This window comes from Aquabacterium sp. CECT 9606 (assembly GCF_918741295.1).
In the GTDB taxonomy this organism is placed as follows: Bacteria; Pseudomonadota; Gammaproteobacteria; order Burkholderiales; family Burkholderiaceae_C; genus Aquabacterium.
On the sequence record NZ_CAKKNB010000003.1, the window covers coordinates 701,837 to 718,108 of the forward strand.

Here is a 16,272-nt window from a genome sequence, read left to right on the forward strand (position 1 = left end):
ATATCCTCCCCTGGGGGATACAATGCCATCATGAAGGACCACGCTCACCCTCCCCATCAGTCTCATCCGGCCATCGTCAAACGACTGCGCCGTGCCACCGGGCACCTGCAAAAGGTGATCCAGATGATTGAAGAAGGGCGGCCTTGTCTCGATCTGGCGCAGCAACTCCACGCCGTCGAGAGCGCTGTGCATCAAGCCAAAAAGGCGCTCATTCACGACCACCTGGATCACTGCCTCGACGCCGCTGTCGGCGCCAGCGGCAAAGAAGCGCGTGCGCCCATCGACGCGTTCAAAGCCATCACCCGCTATTTGTAGGAACAGCCCTTGCAAGACTTCGCTCAACTCCTCCAGTCCGGCAATGCCTGGATCTTCATCCCCTCTGCCATCTTGCTGGGTGCCTTGCACGGCCTTGAACCGGGGCATTCCAAAACGATGATGGCGGCCTTCATCGTGGCCGTTCGTGGCACCGTTGGGCAGGCCGTGTTGCTGGGGCTGGCGGCAACCATCTCGCACACCGCCGTTGTTTGGCTGGTCGCCATGGGCGGTCTGTACCTCGGGCAGGGTTGGAACGCAGAAGCGACCGAACCTTATTTTCAAGTCGCCTCGTCCGCCTTGATCATCGCCATCGCGTTGTGGATGCTGTGGCGAACCCACCGAGAGCAGCAGCTTGAGCGCATCGAGAGCGCGGGCCACCATCACGGACATGGCGAAGAAAAGCGCCGCATCGACACCGGACACGGCATCGTCGACCTGGAGGTCTTTGAAGATGGGGTGCCCCCGCGGTTTCGCGTCCGGTTCGATGGCAAGGCCACCGTGCCGCCAGGCCAGCGCGTCAGCATTGAAACGGAACGAGGCAACGGACAGCGTCAGGCATTTTCTCTTGTCAGCCACGGGGCTTATCTTGAGTCTGTGGATGAGATTGCCGAGCCTCATGAATTCATGGTCAGGCTTTCGATCTCACACGGGGATCACGCCCATCACTACGACGTGGAATTCACCGAGCATGGGCACGACCACGTGCACGCGGAGGATCACGGCCTTGATGTGTCCGCTCCCGGCTACCAGGACGCGCACGAACGCGCCCATGCCAATGACATCAAGCGCCGGTTCTCCGGCGGTAAGGTGACCACCAGCCAGATCATCGGCTTTGGTTTGACAGGCGGGCTGATCCCTTGTCCCGCCGCCATCACCGTTTTGCTGTTGTGCCTGCAACTCAAACGCTTCACACTCGGCGCATCGCTTGTGCTTTGTTTCAGCATCGGATTGGCCATCACCATGGTGGCTGCCGGTACCGTGGCCGCATTGGGTGTGCGACATGCCTCCAGCCGCTGGTCCGGTTTCAGCACATTTGCACGCCGCGCCCCTTATGCCTCAAGCGCGCTGATCATCCTGGTCGGGCTGTATGTCGGTTACCAGGGCTTGCATGCACTCCACTTGGCGGGTGTCATCTAGTTCCCATCGCTTGCCCCTTACCTGGAACATCGACATGGATACGCCCACCCCGAACGACCTCGCGAGCCGCTTAGGCCCGGGCATCATCACCGGGGCCGCAGACGATGACCCCAGTGGCATTGCCACCTACTCACAGGCGGGCTCCCAGTTCCGCTTCGGCTTGGTCTGGACACTGCTGCTGACCACGCCCTTGATGATCGGCATCCAGATGCTGTCGGCACGCATTGGATGGGTGACTGGCGAGGGACTTGGCGCCAACATCGCCAAGATGTGCCCACGCTGGCTGACGCTCGGCTTGGTAGCGCTCTTGGTGGTGGCCAACACCATCAACATCGCAGCCGACATCGGCGCCATGGGCGAAGCGGTGCGCCTGCTCGCAGGCGGGCATGCCGCGCCGTACATCGTGGGATTTGGCCTGCTGTCGATCTTCAGCCAGGTGTATTTCTCATACGAGAGAACCGTGCGGATCCTCAAGTGGCTCACGTTCGCCCTGTTCGCTTATGTCGCCGTGATCCTGTCGGTGTCGGTGCCCTGGCGGCAGGTCATCAAGGAAGGCCTGGCACCCTGGGCCTATTTCCCGAAGGGTGTTTCGCCCAATGAATACGCTTCCATGGTGGTCGCTGTGCTGGGCACCACCATCAGCCCCTACCTTTTTTTCTGGCAGGCCTCGCAAGAGGCCGAGGACAACCGCCGCCGCCCGGGAGCCGCCAAGTTGCGTGCACATCCTGAATATGCGGCAGAACATCTTTGGCGCATCAAACAGGACACCTACATCGGGATGATCTTCTCCAACGTCATCGCCTTGTGCATTGTGGTCTCGACCGCGGTGACCTTGAACATGCACGGCATCACCGACATTCAGACCTCCTCGCAGGCCGCCGAGGCGCTGCGACCCGTGGCTGGCGAATTTGCATTCGCGGTGTTCGCGCTTGGCATCATCGGCACCGGGCTGCTGGCCGTGCCCGTGCTGGCCGGTTCAGCGGCTTACGCGGTCAGTGAGGTGTTCGGCTGGAAGGCGGGGCTCTCACGTGGCTTTCGCGAAGCCCGCGGTTTCTACCTCATCATCATCGCTGCCACCATGATCGGCACGCTGATGAGCATGTTCGAGATAGACCCCATCAAGGCCCTGGTCTGGAGCGCCATCGTCAATGGCGTGATTTCGGTACCCATCATGGTGGTCATGATGTGGATCGGCCAATCCCACCGCATCATGGGCGCGCTGACCATCAGTCCACGGCATCGCTTTTTCGGGTGGGCCGCCACCATCGTGATGGGCTTGGCCGTCGGCTTCATGCTTTTTACCAGCTTTTAGCTGACCTGCGCTGACATCTTGGCCAACATGGCGATCAAAGCACCACAGCCGCATTGGGCAACTCATTCCTGCTGGGCCCTTGAGCAGGGAAATGCGCTGCCAGATGTTGCGTCACCGCTTGCACCCCAGCCAGCACGCCACTTTCAAAGTCTGATTGCTTGAAGGCCACTTCCATCCGATGGCAGATGGTTCCCCACTCATGCGGGCCGACCTTCGCGTGGATGCCTCGGTCCGCCACAATCTCAACGGCACGGTCGGCCATCAGCAGGTAGATCAACAGGCCGTTGTTGTGTTCGGTGTCCCAGATGCCCAATTGCGAAAACACGTCCATCGCACGCTCTCTGGCCGACTGCCCTTTGAAGAGTGGCAAACCATCCAGCGCGGCCTCCACGACGAAGCGGATTTCGCCCTGGTGCAAGTTTTCGCTGGCCTTGATCGCATGCTCAATGTTTTTCAAGGCGCTGGCCGGAAACGAGCGTCTGACTTGCGCGTGCGTCATCAGCACATGCCTTGCGATGCGTTTGATCTTCATGGTTACCACCTCCCCGAGGCGCCGCCGCCGCCAAATCCACCACCGCCGCCGCTGAACCCGCCGCCACCAGAAGAACCACCCCTGCCTCCACCGTAGTAGCCGCCCATTCCCCCCATCCCGCCGCGCATGCCCATCATCCCACCACCGAGCAAGGTGACGAACAAGGCCATCAGGCCCGCGCCCAAAGCAATGGACAGTGCGCTGGAGACAAACCAGGCCACCGCTGCCACGGCCCCGCCCGTGACCAAGGCCCCAGGCACCTTGCCCAGCCAGGCGCGCAGCACACCCCCGATGGCCAGGGCCGCAATGAAGATGAGCGGGGTGTATTGCCGAACATCGCCCATGCCCGCATCGGGCCTTTGCGTCGGCTCAGGCAAAGGCTCACCATTGACAACGCTGATGATTTGCCCGACGCCTTCGGTGATGCCACCGTAGAAATCCTGCTGCTTGAACCGCGGCAAGAGGGTCTCGCTGATGATCCGTTTGCTGGTGGCATCGGTGAGCGCGCCCTCCAGACCGTATCCCACCTCGATGCGCACGGCGTGGTCGTTTTTGGCGACCACGAGAATGGCCCCGTCATCAACCTTCTTTCGTCCCAGCTTCCACTGCTCGGCCACACGCAAGGCGTACTGCTCGATTTCTTCAGGGGCTGTCGATGGCACCATCAACACAGCCAGTTGACTGCCCTTCTTCGCTTCCAACGTGGCCAATGTCTGCTCCAAGGCAGCCTTTTGCTCAGCGGTGAGCGTACCGGTCTGATCGGTGACATGCCCCGTCAAGGCCGGAACCGGCACCTGCGCCGCCGCGACAAACGACCAGGCGAGCGCGCAGGCCAGCAGCGCCGTTCTGACCGGCCTCATCGAGCGTGCCTTGGCGCTCATCTTGATGCGCCCGATGCACCGCCTTGAGCAGCCGTCGGCGAGGTGTCGAAACCAACACTGGGCGGCTTGGCGATCTGCGCTTCATTCTCGACCGCGAAGTTGGCCTTTTCCTTGTAGCCCATGACCATGGCGGTCAGATTGGACGGGAACGATCGCACCGTCACGTTGTAGTTCTGGACGGACGCGATGTACCGGTTGCGCGCCACAGTGATGCGGTTCTCGGTACCCTCCAACTGCGCCTGCAGGTCTCGAAAGCCCTGGTTCGCGCGCAAGCTTGGGTACTGCTCTGACACCACCATCAGCCTTGACAAGGCGCCCGTCAGTTCGCCCTGTGCCTGTTGGAACTTCTGAAAGGCCGCAGGGTTGTTGACCAGCTCTGGCGTGGCTTGGATCGAGGTCGCCCTGGAACGTGCCTCAATCACCTTTGTCAGGGTGTCTTGCTCGAATTTCGCCTCGCCCTTGACGGTATTGACGAGATTGGGCACCAGGTCCGCACGTCGCTGGTATTGGTTGATGACCTCGGACCAGCTCGCCTTGACCTGCTCGTCGTTGGTTTGAAAGGCGTTGTAGCCACAGCCGGTGAGGCTCAAGGCCGATGTGACCGCCAGGATCATCAATGGTTTGCGCATGCGTTCTCTCCAAAAAATTCAAATGTCACTTGATATACGGGCGACTGGATCCACGCTGTCCTTGCGGATCTTCTGGCTGGCCTCATGGTCTGTTGATCAGGCGCCATCGGGGCGCGCCTTGGCCACGAACCCCAACTTGGTGATCGCCGATTCGATCTGCTCAGGTCTCACACGGTCAGGATCCGCCGACACCGTGGCCATGCCGGGGCTCAAGGTGACTTCGGCTCGGCTGACGCCGTCGAGCCCGCTCAAAGTACGCTCGACCTTGCCGGTGCAACCACCGCAGGTCATACCGCTGACGTCAAAGCTGAATGTTTTCATGGTGGGTTCTCCTGAAATTGGAAGATGGGTTGTCATGCAAAGGGCCTTTGACATCAATGGCGGCCGAGGCGGCTCACACCTCTCAAGCGAAGCGCGTTGGAGATGACGGACACCGAACTCAAGCTCATGGCCAGCGCGGCGATCATGGGAGAGAGCAGCCATCCCGTGAACGGGTAGAGCACACCCGCCGCCAGGGGAACGCCCAGCGCGTTGTAGACAAAGGCAAAGCCCAGGTTCTGCTTCATGTTGGCAATGGTTTCCTGCGAGATGGCACGGGCCTGGGCGATGCCCCGCAAATCGCCCTTGACCAGCGTCACCTGAGCGCTGTTCATCGCCACGTCGGTCCCGGTGCCCATCGCCACGCCGACATTGGCCTTGGCCAAAGCAGGGGCGTCGTTGATGCCATCTCCGGCCATGGCCACGATTCGGCCTTCGCGCTGCAGCTTGTCCACCAGCGCCAGCTTGTCGGCAGGTTTGACTTCGCCATGCACCTCGTCGATGCCCAGCCTGGCCGCCACCGCCTTGGCCGTCGTCAGGCCATCACCTGTGGCCATGATCACCCGCATGCCCGAGGCCTTCAGCGCCGTCAATGCCTCTGCCGTGTTGGCTTTGATGGGATCGGACACGGCCAGCAAACCAGCTGGCTGCCCGCCTACCGCCAGGTACATCACACTGGCACCCTCGGCCCGCAAGGCCTCGGCTTGCGCCTTCAGCGCGTCAAGCGGCACCCCAAGCTGATCCATCAAGGCCGTATTGCCCAGGGCCAATGCCTTGCCGCCCACACCGCCGCGAACGCCGATGCCTGTGCTGGACTCAAAACCATCGGCCTTCTCCAGCACCAGCCCACGCTCGCGGGCCGCTGCGACGATGGCAGCTGCCAGAGGGTGCTCGCTTCCTTGATCGAGGCTTGCCGCCAGGCGGAGCACCTCGTCGTCGGTATAGCCCTGCGCCGCCACGCTACGGTCAAATCGCGGCTTGCCTTCAGTGAGCGTGCCCGTCTTGTCCACGATCAGCGTGTCGACCTTGCGGAAGTTCTCGATCGCGGCCGCATCTCGGAACAGCACACCTTGCGTGGCGGCCTTGCCCGTGGCGACCATGATCGACATGGGTGTGGCCAGACCCAGCGCGCACGGGCAGGCAATGATGAGCACTGCCACGGCGTTGATCAATCCATACACCCAGCTCGGGTCAGGCCCGAACAAGCCCCAGACAACGAATGTCAGCAAGGCCACGCTCACCACGGTGACGACGAAATAGCCAGCCACCTGATCCGCCATGCGCTGCATGGGCGCCTTCGAGCGCTGCGCCTGCACCACCATCTGCACGATGCTGGCCAGCACAGTCTGAGAGCCCACATGCACGGACCGCATCACCAGCGCCCCCGTGGTGTTCAGCGTGGCACCGATCAGCTTGTCCCCGATGTGCTTGGTCACGGGCACCGGCTCGCCGGTGAGCATTGATTCGTCCACCGAGCTGCCCCCGTCCGTCACCACGCCATCGACCGGCACCTTCTCTCCAGGCCGCACGCGCAGACTGTCTCCGATGTGGACATGGGTCAGCGGGACGTCCTCTTCCGTGCCATCAGCATTGATGCGGCGTGCCGTCTTGGGTGCCAGGCCCAGCAATGACTTGATCGCGGCCGAGGTCTGCGAGCGCGCCTTCAACTCAAGCATTTGGCCCAGCAAGGTCAGAGAGATGATCACCGCGGCCGCTTCAAAATACACAGACACGCGCCCCATGGACATGAACGACGCTGGGAACGCCCCCGGCGCCACCGTGGCAACCACGCTGTAGACAAAGGCGGCCGAGGTACCCAGTCCGATCAGCGTCCACATGTTTGGGCTGCGGTGGACAAGGGACTGCACCGCGCGTTCAAAGAAAGGCCAGCCTGCCCACAGGACGACGGGCAGCGTGAGCGCGAGTTCGATCCAGCTTTGGACGGCCATGTCAAACCATTGCAGGCGGTGTCCCGCCATTGCCAGCGCGGTGACGACCACGGTCAGTGGCAAGGTCCAGATGAAGCGACGCCGGAAATCTGTCAACTCCGCGCTATCCCCCTCTTCGAGCGTCGGCATCTCGGGCTCCAGCGCCATGCCGCATTTGGGGCACGCGCCAGGGTGATCCTGTCGGACTTCCGGGTGCATGGGGCAGGTGTAGACGCTGGCCGCGGCATCCACATTGACGGCAGTGCCCTTCTCGGCCATGGCTGGCGTTTGTGCCTTGACACCAGCATGCGCCAGCGGGTACTTGCCCGGATCGGCCACGAACTTGGCCCGGCAGCCTGCACTGCAGAAGTAAACCGGCTGGCCTTCGTGTTGCACGACATGGGGGGATTGAGCCGTCACCGCCATGCCGCACACAGGATCTTTCAATGATGATTCAGCAACATCTGGGGTTGCAGCTTGCTGATGCGAGGCACAACACGAATGCGTGCCCATGCTGGACGGACTGTCCGATGGCACAGACTGACCAGATTGAGCGGAAACGCTTGGGGTAGTGGTATTCATCGTGCGAGCCTCCTGTAGACAAGGGTTGAGCACAGCTTAAACTCCGTAGTCAACCCCAGAGTCAAGGACATTCTTTCATGACCACCCAATCCGATTCGATGACCATCGGCCGACTCGCGCGTGCTTGCGGAGTCGGTGTGGAAACCGTCCGCTACTACCAGTTGCGAGGCCTCTTGCCCGTGCCCGCCTCCGAGGGCACATACCGCCAATACCCGGTGGCCTTGATCGCGCGAATCCGCTTCATCAAGCGCGCTCAAGACCTGGGCTTCACCCTGGACGAGATCAGCGACCTTCTTCGCCTGGAAGACGGGAGCAACCGTGCATCCATCCGCCACATCGCCTCTGACAGGCTGCAACAGATCGAACAAAAAGTGGCGGACCTCAAACGCATGCAGAAGGTTTTGAAGCACCTGCTTGTTCAATGCGAACACACCCGTGCCGACATGCCCTGCCCGATCATTGCCAGCTTGACGCAGGAGCCTGCTCAGCGGTCTTAGACCCACTGCGCAGGCCACTGCGACACGGCATGATCAAGGCTCATTTCTGCTTGGAAAGCCACTGATCGAACTGTGTGATTTCCTTGTTCTGCGCCGCGATGATCTTCTTGGCCATGGCCTTCATGGCCGGTGACTTGCCTTGCGACAACTCCATCTTCGCCATCTTCACGCCTTGCTGATGGTGCATCTTCATCATCATCGCGAAGTCTTTGTCGGTGTCGCCAGTCATGGGCATTGTGTTCATGCCCTCCATCCCGCTCATCATGGAATGCTTCATGCCTTCGGAGCCGGGCGAAGTGTGCTGCATGGCCCCTTGCGACATGTTCGACATGGGGGCGGATGATGCTGCTGGCATCGGGGCCTGCGCCTGAACAGCCGACATCATGCAAAGCCCTGACAGAGGGACCAGACAAGCAGCCCGGATTGATTTGAGGATGCCGTGCTTCATTGATTTTTCCTGACCTGATGGCAGTGGGGACGAGACTTCTTGCTTACATGCGAAGGGATGTCTGCCACTTGCATCTTGAGCACCTGCATGACGTCTCACCGTGCGACAGCGCACATTGCTGAGGGTTTGCATCGTGTCGGTCATGTTCGCCATGCCCAGTTTTTCATCTTTGCTGGAAGTGATGGTTTGAAGCGTCATGGGGAAGCCTTTCGGTATGAGATGGGGTGTCGGCTGTGTGCCCGCACGGAGTGATGGTTGCAATCGAGGGTCCACCATCTCTAAGGTCATATGCCCCATTTTTTGAATGGCATCCACCCTGCCCAGCGTGATTGAACGAGGCATGCCATCGGCTTCGGAAATATTTTCAAACCATTGAATGGTTTACTTTGATTTGGGCCAGGTTGTTTCCTTGGAATCAGTCGGCCCACGGGCCTGGACATGATGGTTTGGCGGCGCTGCCATGGGCTCCATGAAACGAGTCCATGGCAGAGAACTTCATTGCGCAGGCTGGATGTCGGTGACCACGATCGAGCCACCCTGCTTTTCAGCGTGGAACTTGATCGCATCACCCACCTTGGCCTTGTCCAGCAGGGACTCGTCCTTGACCTGGAAAACCATGGTCATGCCCGGCATCTCCAGGTTCTTGATCTCGCCATGCTTGATCGTGATCTTCTTGAGAGACTTGTCGATCTTTCGTATCACGCCATCGGTCATGTCGGCTGCGGCCATCGGCGAAGCTACTGAAGCCGATGCCATCGGTTCCTTGGGACTCATCTTGTCCATGTGATCGGCCCCGAAGGCCGACAAGGGCAGCGTTGCGGCGCCAGCCAAAGCCAGCAGCGAAAGAGAGCGGTTCATCAGGTTGTTGAACGTGGTCATGGTCATTCCTTTGTCAGGTTGGTTCGTGAAGTGGCGTGCGGCCTGAGATGCTCAATGCTTGTGTTCAGCATGGGACTTCGTCAGTGACTTGCGCGCACTGGCCACCGTCACCTGGCCCTTCATGCCCGCGTCGTAGTGACCAGGCTGCAGGCAAGCGAAGTTCACCTTGCCCGCCTTGGTGAACTGCCAGACCATCTCACCTGTCTGGCCGGGCAGGACGGTCACCATGTTCGGATCGGCGTGTTCCATTTCAGGGTTCTTCTTCATCACCTCGGCATGCGCCTTGAGTGCGTCCTCGGTGCCCAGCACCATCTCGTGCTTGAGCTGGCCCGCGTTCTTGACCACGAAGCGGATGGTTTCACCCTTCTTGACCTGGATGTTGGCCGGGGTGAACCTCATGGCATCGCTCATCTTGACCGTGATGGTCTGGCTGACCTCGGCCAACTCGCCTGCCTGGCCGATGGCCTCGGTGTCATGATCGTGGCCATGACCGTCTTCATGCTCATGGGCCAAGCTGAGCCCTGAGGCCAATGTGATGGCCAGGGCCAAAAGGGTGTGCGGCAGTTTCGTGTTCATATCGTGTCCTTGATAAGTTGAATGAAGGCAATGGGAAGGTCAGTGGATCAATGGCCTGCATGACCACTGGGTTTGCGAACAGACAGTTCGACGTTGGGCGGCGGGCTCTTGTCCATGCTCCGGGTGGGCTCGACCAATGGGCCTGCCCACTCGTAAGCCACCGTGCCCGCTGGCGGCTTGAACCAGCCCGGGTCCTTGTAGTCGCCAGGCTTTTGGTCTTTGCGTACCTTGACCATCGAGAACATGCCGCCCATCTCGACGGATCCATAAGGTCCCTGCCCGGTCATCATGGCCACCGTGTTGTCGGGCAAGGGCATCTCCATCTCGGACATGTCGGCCATGCCGCGCTCGCCCATCACCATGTAGTCAGGGATCAGCTTGGTGATGCGGCGGGACACATCCTTGTGGTCCACCCCGATCATCGTCGGCACGTTGTGGCCCATGGCGTTCATGGTGTGGTGGCTCTTGTGGCAATGGAAGGCCCAGTCGCCCTCTTCATCGGCCACGAACTCGATCTGCCGCATCTGGCCCACTGCCACATCTGCGGTCACTTCGTACCAACGGGTGGATTTGGGCGTGGGGCCGCCATCGGTGCCCGTGATCAGGAACTCATGCCCATGCAGATGAATGGGATGGTTGGTCATGGTCAGGTTGCCGATGCGGATGCGCACCTTGTCGTTCTGCCGGGCCACCAGCGGGTCGATGCCGGGGAACATGCGGCTGTTCCAGGTCCACAGGTTCTGGTCCAGCATCGTCATGATCTTGGGCGTGTAGCTGCCCGGATCGATGTCGTATGAATTCAGCAAGAAGCAATAGTCTCGCTGGACCTCGTCGATCAGCGGGTGCCTGGCCTTCGGGTGGGTCACCCAAAAACCCATCATGCCCATGGCCATCTGCGTCATCTCGTCCGCATGCGGGTGGTACATGAAGGTGCCCGGACGGCGTGCGATGAACTCGTAGACGTAGGTCTTGCCCGGCTGGATCGGTGCTTGCGTCAATCCACCGACGCCGTCCATGCCGTTGGGCAGTCGCTGCCCATGCCAATGCATGGTCGTGTGCTCGGGCAGCTTGTTGGTCACGAAGATGCGGACGCGGTCGCCCTCCACCACCTCGATCGTCGGCCCGGGCGACTGGCCGTTGTAGCCCCACAGGTGGGCCTTCATACCGGGCGCCATCTCACGCACCACGGGCTCGGCCACCAGGTGGAACTCTTTGACGCCATTGTTCATGCGCCAGGGCAAGGTCCAGCCGTTGAGCGTGACCACGGGGTTGTAGGGCCGCCCACTGTGGGGCATCAAGGGGGCCATCGTGTCGGGCGAGGTCTGGAAAACGGGCTCGGGCAAGGCCGCCATGGCCACACGGCTGACCGTGGCAGCAGCGACGGCGCCACCAGTGAGGCCCAGGCTTTGGAGGAAACTTCTTCTGGAACGCATTGGGTGTCTTTCGGTCAATGGGTGGCAGAGGATTCGGACGTGCCAGCGGTGCTGGCCATGCCGGACATCGGCGTCACCGCCGGTTTGCCGATCAAGGCCATTTGCAGATCGCTTTGAGCCAGCCAGAAATCGCGCAGGGACTCGATGTAGCCGTTGACCGCCGTGATCTGGGCGCGGGCATCGGCCAGCAGGTCGAACACACTGATGAACATGCCGTTGTAGCGAAGCTGGTTCTCATCGGAGATGCGCTTGCGCAGCGGCACGATCTCGTCGCGGTAGTGGCGGACGATGTCATGGCTGGTGCGGTAGCCCTGGTAGGCCTCGCGCACTTCGGATCGCGCCTCGATGGCCGCCTGGGCCAGTTGGTTGACCGACTGCATGTAGATGGCCTCGGCTTTGGCCACCCGCGCACCGCCCCAATCGAACAAAGGGATCTCAAGGCTGATGTCATAGCCGTGTTCGCTCGTGGGCGCGTCGCGGTAGGAGTTGCGCGCCACACCAACCTCCAGCACATTGACCACGCGGGTCACCTTGCTGAGGCCCAGGTTCTTGGCCAGGCCTTGGGTCTGGGCACGCAGGGCTTGCAAGTCCAGGCGCTGGCCCACCGCCTGCTGTTCGATATCGGGGAACTGGTCAGGCGACTTGGGCAGCTCAGGCAGGCGCTCAGGCAGCACAAACTGGGTCTGCGTGCCCCACAGTCCCAGCAAGCGGGTCAGGCGTTCGCGCGCTGTGGTTCGGGCCTGTGTGGCCCTGGCCACGTTGAGTGCGGCATCGGCATAGAAGCCTTGCTCCCGTGCATGCTCCAGTCGACTCCAGTTGCCTGCCTGGGCCAGCTTGGCCGCCAGTTCCTCACCGGCATCCGCCGATTTGAGCACCTCCTGCATGTAGCTCAAGGACTCATCGGCAGCCACAGCCATGAACCAGGCCTTGCGGGTCTCTGAAGCCACCGAGAGCGTGTTGAGTGCGGCCAGGCGGCGGCTTTGCTCGAACCTGCGGGTCTCGATGCCGGATACCAGTGGCGCAACCAGCAAGCGCGCCAGATCGAAATGAACACCTCGATCGATTTCCGTATCCCCGCCACGCTTGAGACGTCCGAACGACAAGCCCGGATTGGGCACCCGGGAGGCCTGAACCAGATCGGCTTCAGAGATGCCCAGCTCGCCATACGAGGCCTGTAAGCCCCGGTTGTTGAGCAACGCCACCTGGACCGCGTCGTCCACCGACAAAGGCTTGGCCAGGCTGTCAGCCACGCGCTGTTGGGCTTCGCTTGTTTCGGCCTCGGTCTTGTTCCAGCGCGCATCCAAGCCCGTGTGCGCCTTGGTGAGTTGCTGCACTTCGCCAAACCCGCCGTCGGGGGAGAAGCTGGCACACCCGCTCAGACCAAGAGAGGACACCACCAGAACGACCCAGGCCGATCGCTTGTGATTTGTTGACAGAGTCATGGCCGCCTCAATTTTCCGAATGCCCGGCATGCGGGGCAGACGAAGGCGACGCGCTGGTCGGCGACGAAGCAGATGGCTCGGGCTTCTGAGCCTCCTGCGCATAGTGGCGCCACCCACCACGGGTCAATACGACCTCATTGGTTTTGCGCCAGTCGCCCACCTCGGCGTCGTTCAATTTGCGGACGCGCGCAAAGGGGGACTGGTAGCCCAAGGTTGGCACGGCGGCGTGAGGGTCGGCGGGATCCATCGGGTCGGGCGTGGGGCTCGATGGCGCGCCGGGCAGCGCGCCAGGCACGGCGGCATGGACAGGCGCGAGCATGCCTGCGGCGGCGGCCATGCCGGTCAGGGCAGCCGCCATCCTCCAGGCAAACGCCTGGGATGAAATAGACATGAGTAAACCTCGCTGAGCGGGATTGGGACACCCACGGCAAATGCGGTCGGTGTGTCAATCCAATGGGATCTGCGCGGAAGCCGAGGTGCGCCGCATCAGTGCTGGTTGCACAGACACAGGCCCTCAAACGCCGCGCACGGCGTCAGGTCAAGCGAGGGAGAGTCGAGGAGGTCGCTCCAAGCCTTCGGGCAGGAAGGAGGGCAAAAGCGAAGTGAACGTGGCCATCAGCGAGGCGTGTTCCTGAACCGGAACGCGCCACTGCGGGAAAGTGGCCACCATGCCGACACCGGTGCAGCAAGAGGCACAGGCGCTGCATTTGTCGGCGCCATGGTGGTGGGATCCAGGCTGACCCGCGTCATGGTGGTGATCGCCATCCGTTGCATCGCCCTGCGCGGCAAGGTGCTCGTGCATGACATGGTCTTCATCTACGTTGTGATGATGCCCAACATCCACAGGGGCTTCACTCAAGACCTGGGACATCAACTCGTGGCGATGCCCCGACCCGCAAGACAGCATGGTCGCTGCCGCCACACCCTGGATCGGGAGCGACAACACGCACAGCCAGACGAGAAGGGTCTTGAGCAATTTGGACATTCGAGGGCGATTATCGCAGTGGTTGACATGCGGTGCAACAGACCACCAAAAGCTCGGGTTCATTGCAATTATTTTATATTTCAACTATTATGGAATAATGGAAGAACAAGACGTCATCAAATCACTCGCCGCACTGGCCCAGGAAGTCCGCCTGCGTGTGTTCAGGGCGCTGGTCGTGGCGGGTCCCGCCGGCCTCACCCCTGGGGCGATTGCATCGGCCTTGGGTGTGCCGCCCACCAGCCTGTCCTTCCACCTGAAGGAGTTGGCCCATGCCGGCCTGGTCTCGCAGGAGCGAGACGGGCGCCACCTGATCTACCGCGCGTCCTTCGATCAGATGAACGCGCTGCTGGGCTACCTCACAGCCCATTGCTGCCAGGGCGAGGCTTGCCTCGACGTGACCACCACCTGCTGTCCCACCTCTCGATAAGGAGATCCGACATGAAGCGATTCCACATCCACCTGCACGTCCAGGAACTGAGCCAGAACGTCGCCTTCTACGCCAAGCTCTTTGGCGCGGAGCCCACCCGGGTGGAAAGCGACTACGCCAAATGGATGCTGACCGATCCACCCGTCAACTTCGCCATCTCCACGCGAGGCCATGGCGACGTGGGCCTGGACCACCTGGGCATCCAGGTGGACAGCGCCGAGGATCTGGCCGAGATGAAGGCGCGTGCGCTCAGTGCCGATCTGGCGCCTCGTGATGTCGGCGAGTCCACCTGCTGCTATGCCCGCAGTGAGAAGCACTGGATCACCGATCCGCAAGGGATCGCCTGGGAGCATTTCCAAACCCTGGGCAGCATCCCCGTTTTCAGGGAAGAGCCTTTGGCAGCAACGACAGACGCCGCATCCGCATGTTGCGGTCCGGCGGTCGCATCCGCGCCAGTGATACGAGGCATGCCCGTGGGCATTCCCGTCAAGCCCGCATCCTCTTGCTGCTGAAGGGCACTGTCATGCACACCCTGCTGACTCACCATCTCTACCCGCTGAGCGTTGGCGGTAGCCTGGCCGCATTCTTGACCGGCCGGGCACTTGGCTGGCCGCTTGAACTGATCGTCGTGGCTTGCAGCCTGATGGTGCTCGCCTCGGGCGCGCTACTGGAGCGCGTGATGCCTTTTGAGGCGCGCTGGCGGACTCCTCATGGCGATGGCCGCACCGATGCGGTCAGCGCGGTGACCCTGATCGGGCTGGTCGATCCGGCCATCAAAGCGGCGCTGCCGGTCCTGGCCGTGGCACTGCTGCCTGACAGTGGTGCCCTGCCCTTGTTTCCAACCGGCGTACCTTTCCTGTTGCAGGTGCTGCTGGCCGTCGCCTGGATCGAATTCGCCAAATACTGGTCGCACCGGGCGCACCACACCGTGACAGCGCTGTGGTGGCTGCACGCCTTGCACCACAGCAGCCAACGGCTGTACTGGCTGAACAACTTCCGCTTCCACCCGCTCAACCATTTGCTCAACGCCTTGGCGAGCATGCTGCCCCTGTGGCTCATCGGTGCGCCCACCGATGTATTGCTGGGTGCGGCGGCGGTGACCCAGCCGATCTTGATGCTCCAGCACGCCAACCTCGATCTGCGCAGCGGCTACCTCAACAGGATCTTCAGCACCAATGAAGTCCACCGCTGGCACCACTCGACCCGCCCCGACGAGGCAAATGCGAATTTCGGCAGCGTCTTCGTGCTGTGGGATCGCGTGTTCGGCACCTACCGGTACTCGAACCGTTCCAACGCCCCGGCCGGGGTCGGGCTCTTCGGCGACGGCGGAGGCTATCCCTCCGGTCAGTCCTACGCCCGGCAGTTGTCCTCCATGTTCACACCGGCTTGCTGCCACGTCTGAACTGCGCTGGCCACAGCCTCCTTCTCATTGAACTGATCTGTCTGACCAACCATGGCCACCAACGTCCTCATCCTGTGCACGCACAACTCCGCACGCAGCGTGCTCAGCGAAGGCATGCTCAACCACCTGGCTCGCCAAACAGGTCGAGACGTGAAGGCCTACAGCGCTGGCAGCGCGCCCAGCGGCAAGCTCAACCCCTTGGCCCTGGATACCTTGCGCGGCGCTGGCGTTGACGTGAGCACCTACCGCAGCAAGAGCTGGGACGAGTTCATTGCCGAAGGCGCCCCGCAGATGCGCATCGTGATCACCGTCTGCGACAGCGCGGCCGCTGAAACCTGTCCGTATTGGCCCGGCAGTCCCGTCAAAGTGCACTGGGGTTATGCCGATCCCTCCAACGCGCAAGGCGGCGACGAAGGCAAGCGCCTGGCCTTCGAGCTGACCCGCCAGGCCATCGGCTACCGCATGCTGCAACTGCTGCAGTTGCCCTTGGCGTCGATGAGCGACAAGGCCTTGCAAAAGGCGCTGCTCGACATCTCCGCCAGTTGAGGG

General features: G+C 61.7%; 20 protein-coding genes. 8 read left to right on the forward strand and 12 right to left on the reverse strand.

Annotated features, from left to right (window positions below):
* Positions 1-30 precede the first annotated feature (30 nt).
* From LQ232_RS15855 to LQ232_RS15865, 3 genes are read left to right on the forward strand one after another with little or no spacing between them, the layout of a single operon-like run.
* On the forward strand, positions 31-315 hold the full coding sequence (locus LQ232_RS15855) for a metal-sensing transcriptional repressor (RefSeq protein ID WP_230181334.1): 285 nt from the start codon (positions 31-33) through the stop codon (positions 313-315).
* Positions 316-324: 9 nt separating this feature from the next.
* The gene (locus LQ232_RS15860) at positions 325-1,452 is read left to right on the forward strand and encodes a nickel/cobalt efflux protein RcnA (protein WP_230181335.1); all 1,128 of its coding nucleotides are present in this window, start codon (positions 325-327) and stop codon (positions 1,450-1,452) included.
* Positions 1,453-1,486: 34 nt separating this feature from the next.
* Positions 1,487-2,764, forward strand: a complete 1,278-nt coding sequence (locus LQ232_RS15865) for an NRAMP family divalent metal transporter (RefSeq protein ID WP_230181336.1) — start codon at positions 1,487-1,489, stop codon at positions 2,762-2,764.
* Between the two features lie 34 nt (positions 2,765-2,798).
* Here the strand turns inward: LQ232_RS15865 and LQ232_RS15870 are convergent, their stop codons facing one another.
* The 5 genes from LQ232_RS15870 to LQ232_RS15890 all read right to left on the reverse strand — a co-directional run bounded on the left by LQ232_RS15870 (position 2,799) and on the right by LQ232_RS15890 (position 7,565).
* A complete protein-coding gene (locus LQ232_RS15870) occupies positions 2,799-3,296 on the reverse strand; it encodes a TPM domain-containing protein (RefSeq protein ID WP_230181337.1) in 498 nt (165 codons plus the stop codon).
* Between the two features lie 2 nt (positions 3,297-3,298).
* The gene (locus tag LQ232_RS15875) at positions 3,299-4,156 is read right to left on the reverse strand and encodes a YgcG family protein (RefSeq protein ID WP_230181339.1); all 858 of its coding nucleotides are present in this window, start codon (positions 4,154-4,156) and stop codon (positions 3,299-3,301) included.
* A 17-nt stretch (positions 4,157-4,173) separates the two neighbouring features.
* Complete coding sequence (locus tag LQ232_RS15880; RefSeq protein WP_230181341.1) at positions 4,174-4,806, reverse strand: LemA family protein; 633 nt, start codon at positions 4,804-4,806, stop codon at positions 4,174-4,176.
* 96 nt (positions 4,807-4,902) lie between these two features.
* A complete protein-coding gene (locus LQ232_RS15885; protein ID WP_230181342.1) occupies positions 4,903-5,127 on the reverse strand; it encodes a heavy-metal-associated domain-containing protein in 225 nt (74 codons plus the stop codon).
* Positions 5,128-5,180: 53 nt separating this feature from the next.
* Positions 5,181-7,565, reverse strand: a complete 2,385-nt coding sequence (locus LQ232_RS15890; protein WP_230181613.1) for a heavy metal translocating P-type ATPase — start codon at positions 7,563-7,565, stop codon at positions 5,181-5,183.
* 146 nt (positions 7,566-7,711) lie between these two features.
* Between LQ232_RS15890 and LQ232_RS15895 the strand changes: the two genes are divergently transcribed.
* Entirely contained in the window at positions 7,712-8,131 is a 420-nt protein-coding gene (locus LQ232_RS15895; protein ID WP_230181343.1) for a MerR family transcriptional regulator, read from the forward strand.
* A 40-nt stretch (positions 8,132-8,171) separates the two neighbouring features.
* On the opposite strand, the gene LQ232_RS15900 is transcribed toward LQ232_RS15895, so the two are convergent.
* The 7 genes from LQ232_RS15900 to LQ232_RS15930 form a co-directional block, all read right to left on the reverse strand.
* On the reverse strand, positions 8,172-8,921 hold the full coding sequence (locus LQ232_RS15900; RefSeq protein WP_230181344.1) for a DUF305 domain-containing protein: 750 nt from the start codon (positions 8,919-8,921) through the stop codon (positions 8,172-8,174).
* A 153-nt stretch (positions 8,922-9,074) separates the two neighbouring features.
* Positions 9,075-9,458, reverse strand: a complete 384-nt coding sequence (locus LQ232_RS15905) for a copper-binding protein (RefSeq protein ID WP_230181345.1) — start codon at positions 9,456-9,458, stop codon at positions 9,075-9,077.
* Positions 9,459-9,509: 51 nt separating this feature from the next.
* Positions 9,510-10,034 carry a plastocyanin/azurin family copper-binding protein gene (locus LQ232_RS15910; protein ID WP_230181346.1) on the reverse strand — a complete coding sequence of 175 codons (525 nt, stop codon included), beginning with the start codon at positions 10,032-10,034 and terminating at the stop codon, positions 9,510-9,512.
* Between the two features lie 47 nt (positions 10,035-10,081).
* Positions 10,082-11,467 (reverse strand): multicopper oxidase family protein, encoded by a 1,386-nt coding sequence (locus LQ232_RS15915; RefSeq protein ID WP_230181347.1) that lies wholly within the window; start codon positions 11,465-11,467, stop codon positions 10,082-10,084.
* Between the two features lie 14 nt (positions 11,468-11,481).
* Positions 11,482-12,909, reverse strand: a complete 1,428-nt coding sequence (locus LQ232_RS15920; RefSeq protein ID WP_230181348.1) for a TolC family protein — start codon at positions 12,907-12,909, stop codon at positions 11,482-11,484.
* Between the two features lie 7 nt (positions 12,910-12,916).
* A complete protein-coding gene (locus tag LQ232_RS15925; RefSeq protein ID WP_230181349.1) occupies positions 12,917-13,300 on the reverse strand; it encodes a hypothetical protein in 384 nt (127 codons plus the stop codon).
* Between the two features lie 147 nt (positions 13,301-13,447).
* Positions 13,448-13,957, reverse strand: coding sequence for a hypothetical protein (locus LQ232_RS15930; protein WP_230181350.1), 510 nt, complete (start codon positions 13,955-13,957; stop codon positions 13,448-13,450).
* 34 nt (positions 13,958-13,991) lie between these two features.
* Here LQ232_RS15930 and LQ232_RS15935 point away from each other — a divergent pair, with 34 nt between their 5' ends.
* Genes LQ232_RS15935 through LQ232_RS15950 form a run of 4 tightly spaced genes read left to right on the forward strand, consistent with a single transcriptional unit; the run spans position 13,992 to position 16,269 of the window.
* Complete coding sequence (locus LQ232_RS15935) at positions 13,992-14,321, forward strand: helix-turn-helix transcriptional regulator (protein ID WP_230181351.1); 330 nt, start codon at positions 13,992-13,994, stop codon at positions 14,319-14,321.
* 11 nt (positions 14,322-14,332) lie between these two features.
* Positions 14,333-14,833: an ArsI/CadI family heavy metal resistance metalloenzyme gene (locus tag LQ232_RS15940; protein WP_230181352.1), complete on the forward strand. Its 501-nt coding sequence runs from the start codon at positions 14,333-14,335 to the stop codon at positions 14,831-14,833.
* Positions 14,834-14,844: 11 nt separating this feature from the next.
* Positions 14,845-15,723, forward strand: coding sequence for a sterol desaturase family protein (locus LQ232_RS15945; RefSeq protein WP_230181353.1), 879 nt, complete (start codon positions 14,845-14,847; stop codon positions 15,721-15,723).
* Positions 15,724-15,774: 51 nt separating this feature from the next.
* Complete coding sequence (locus LQ232_RS15950; protein WP_230181354.1) at positions 15,775-16,269, forward strand: arsenate reductase ArsC; 495 nt, start codon at positions 15,775-15,777, stop codon at positions 16,267-16,269.
* Positions 16,270-16,272: the final 3 nt, after the last annotated feature.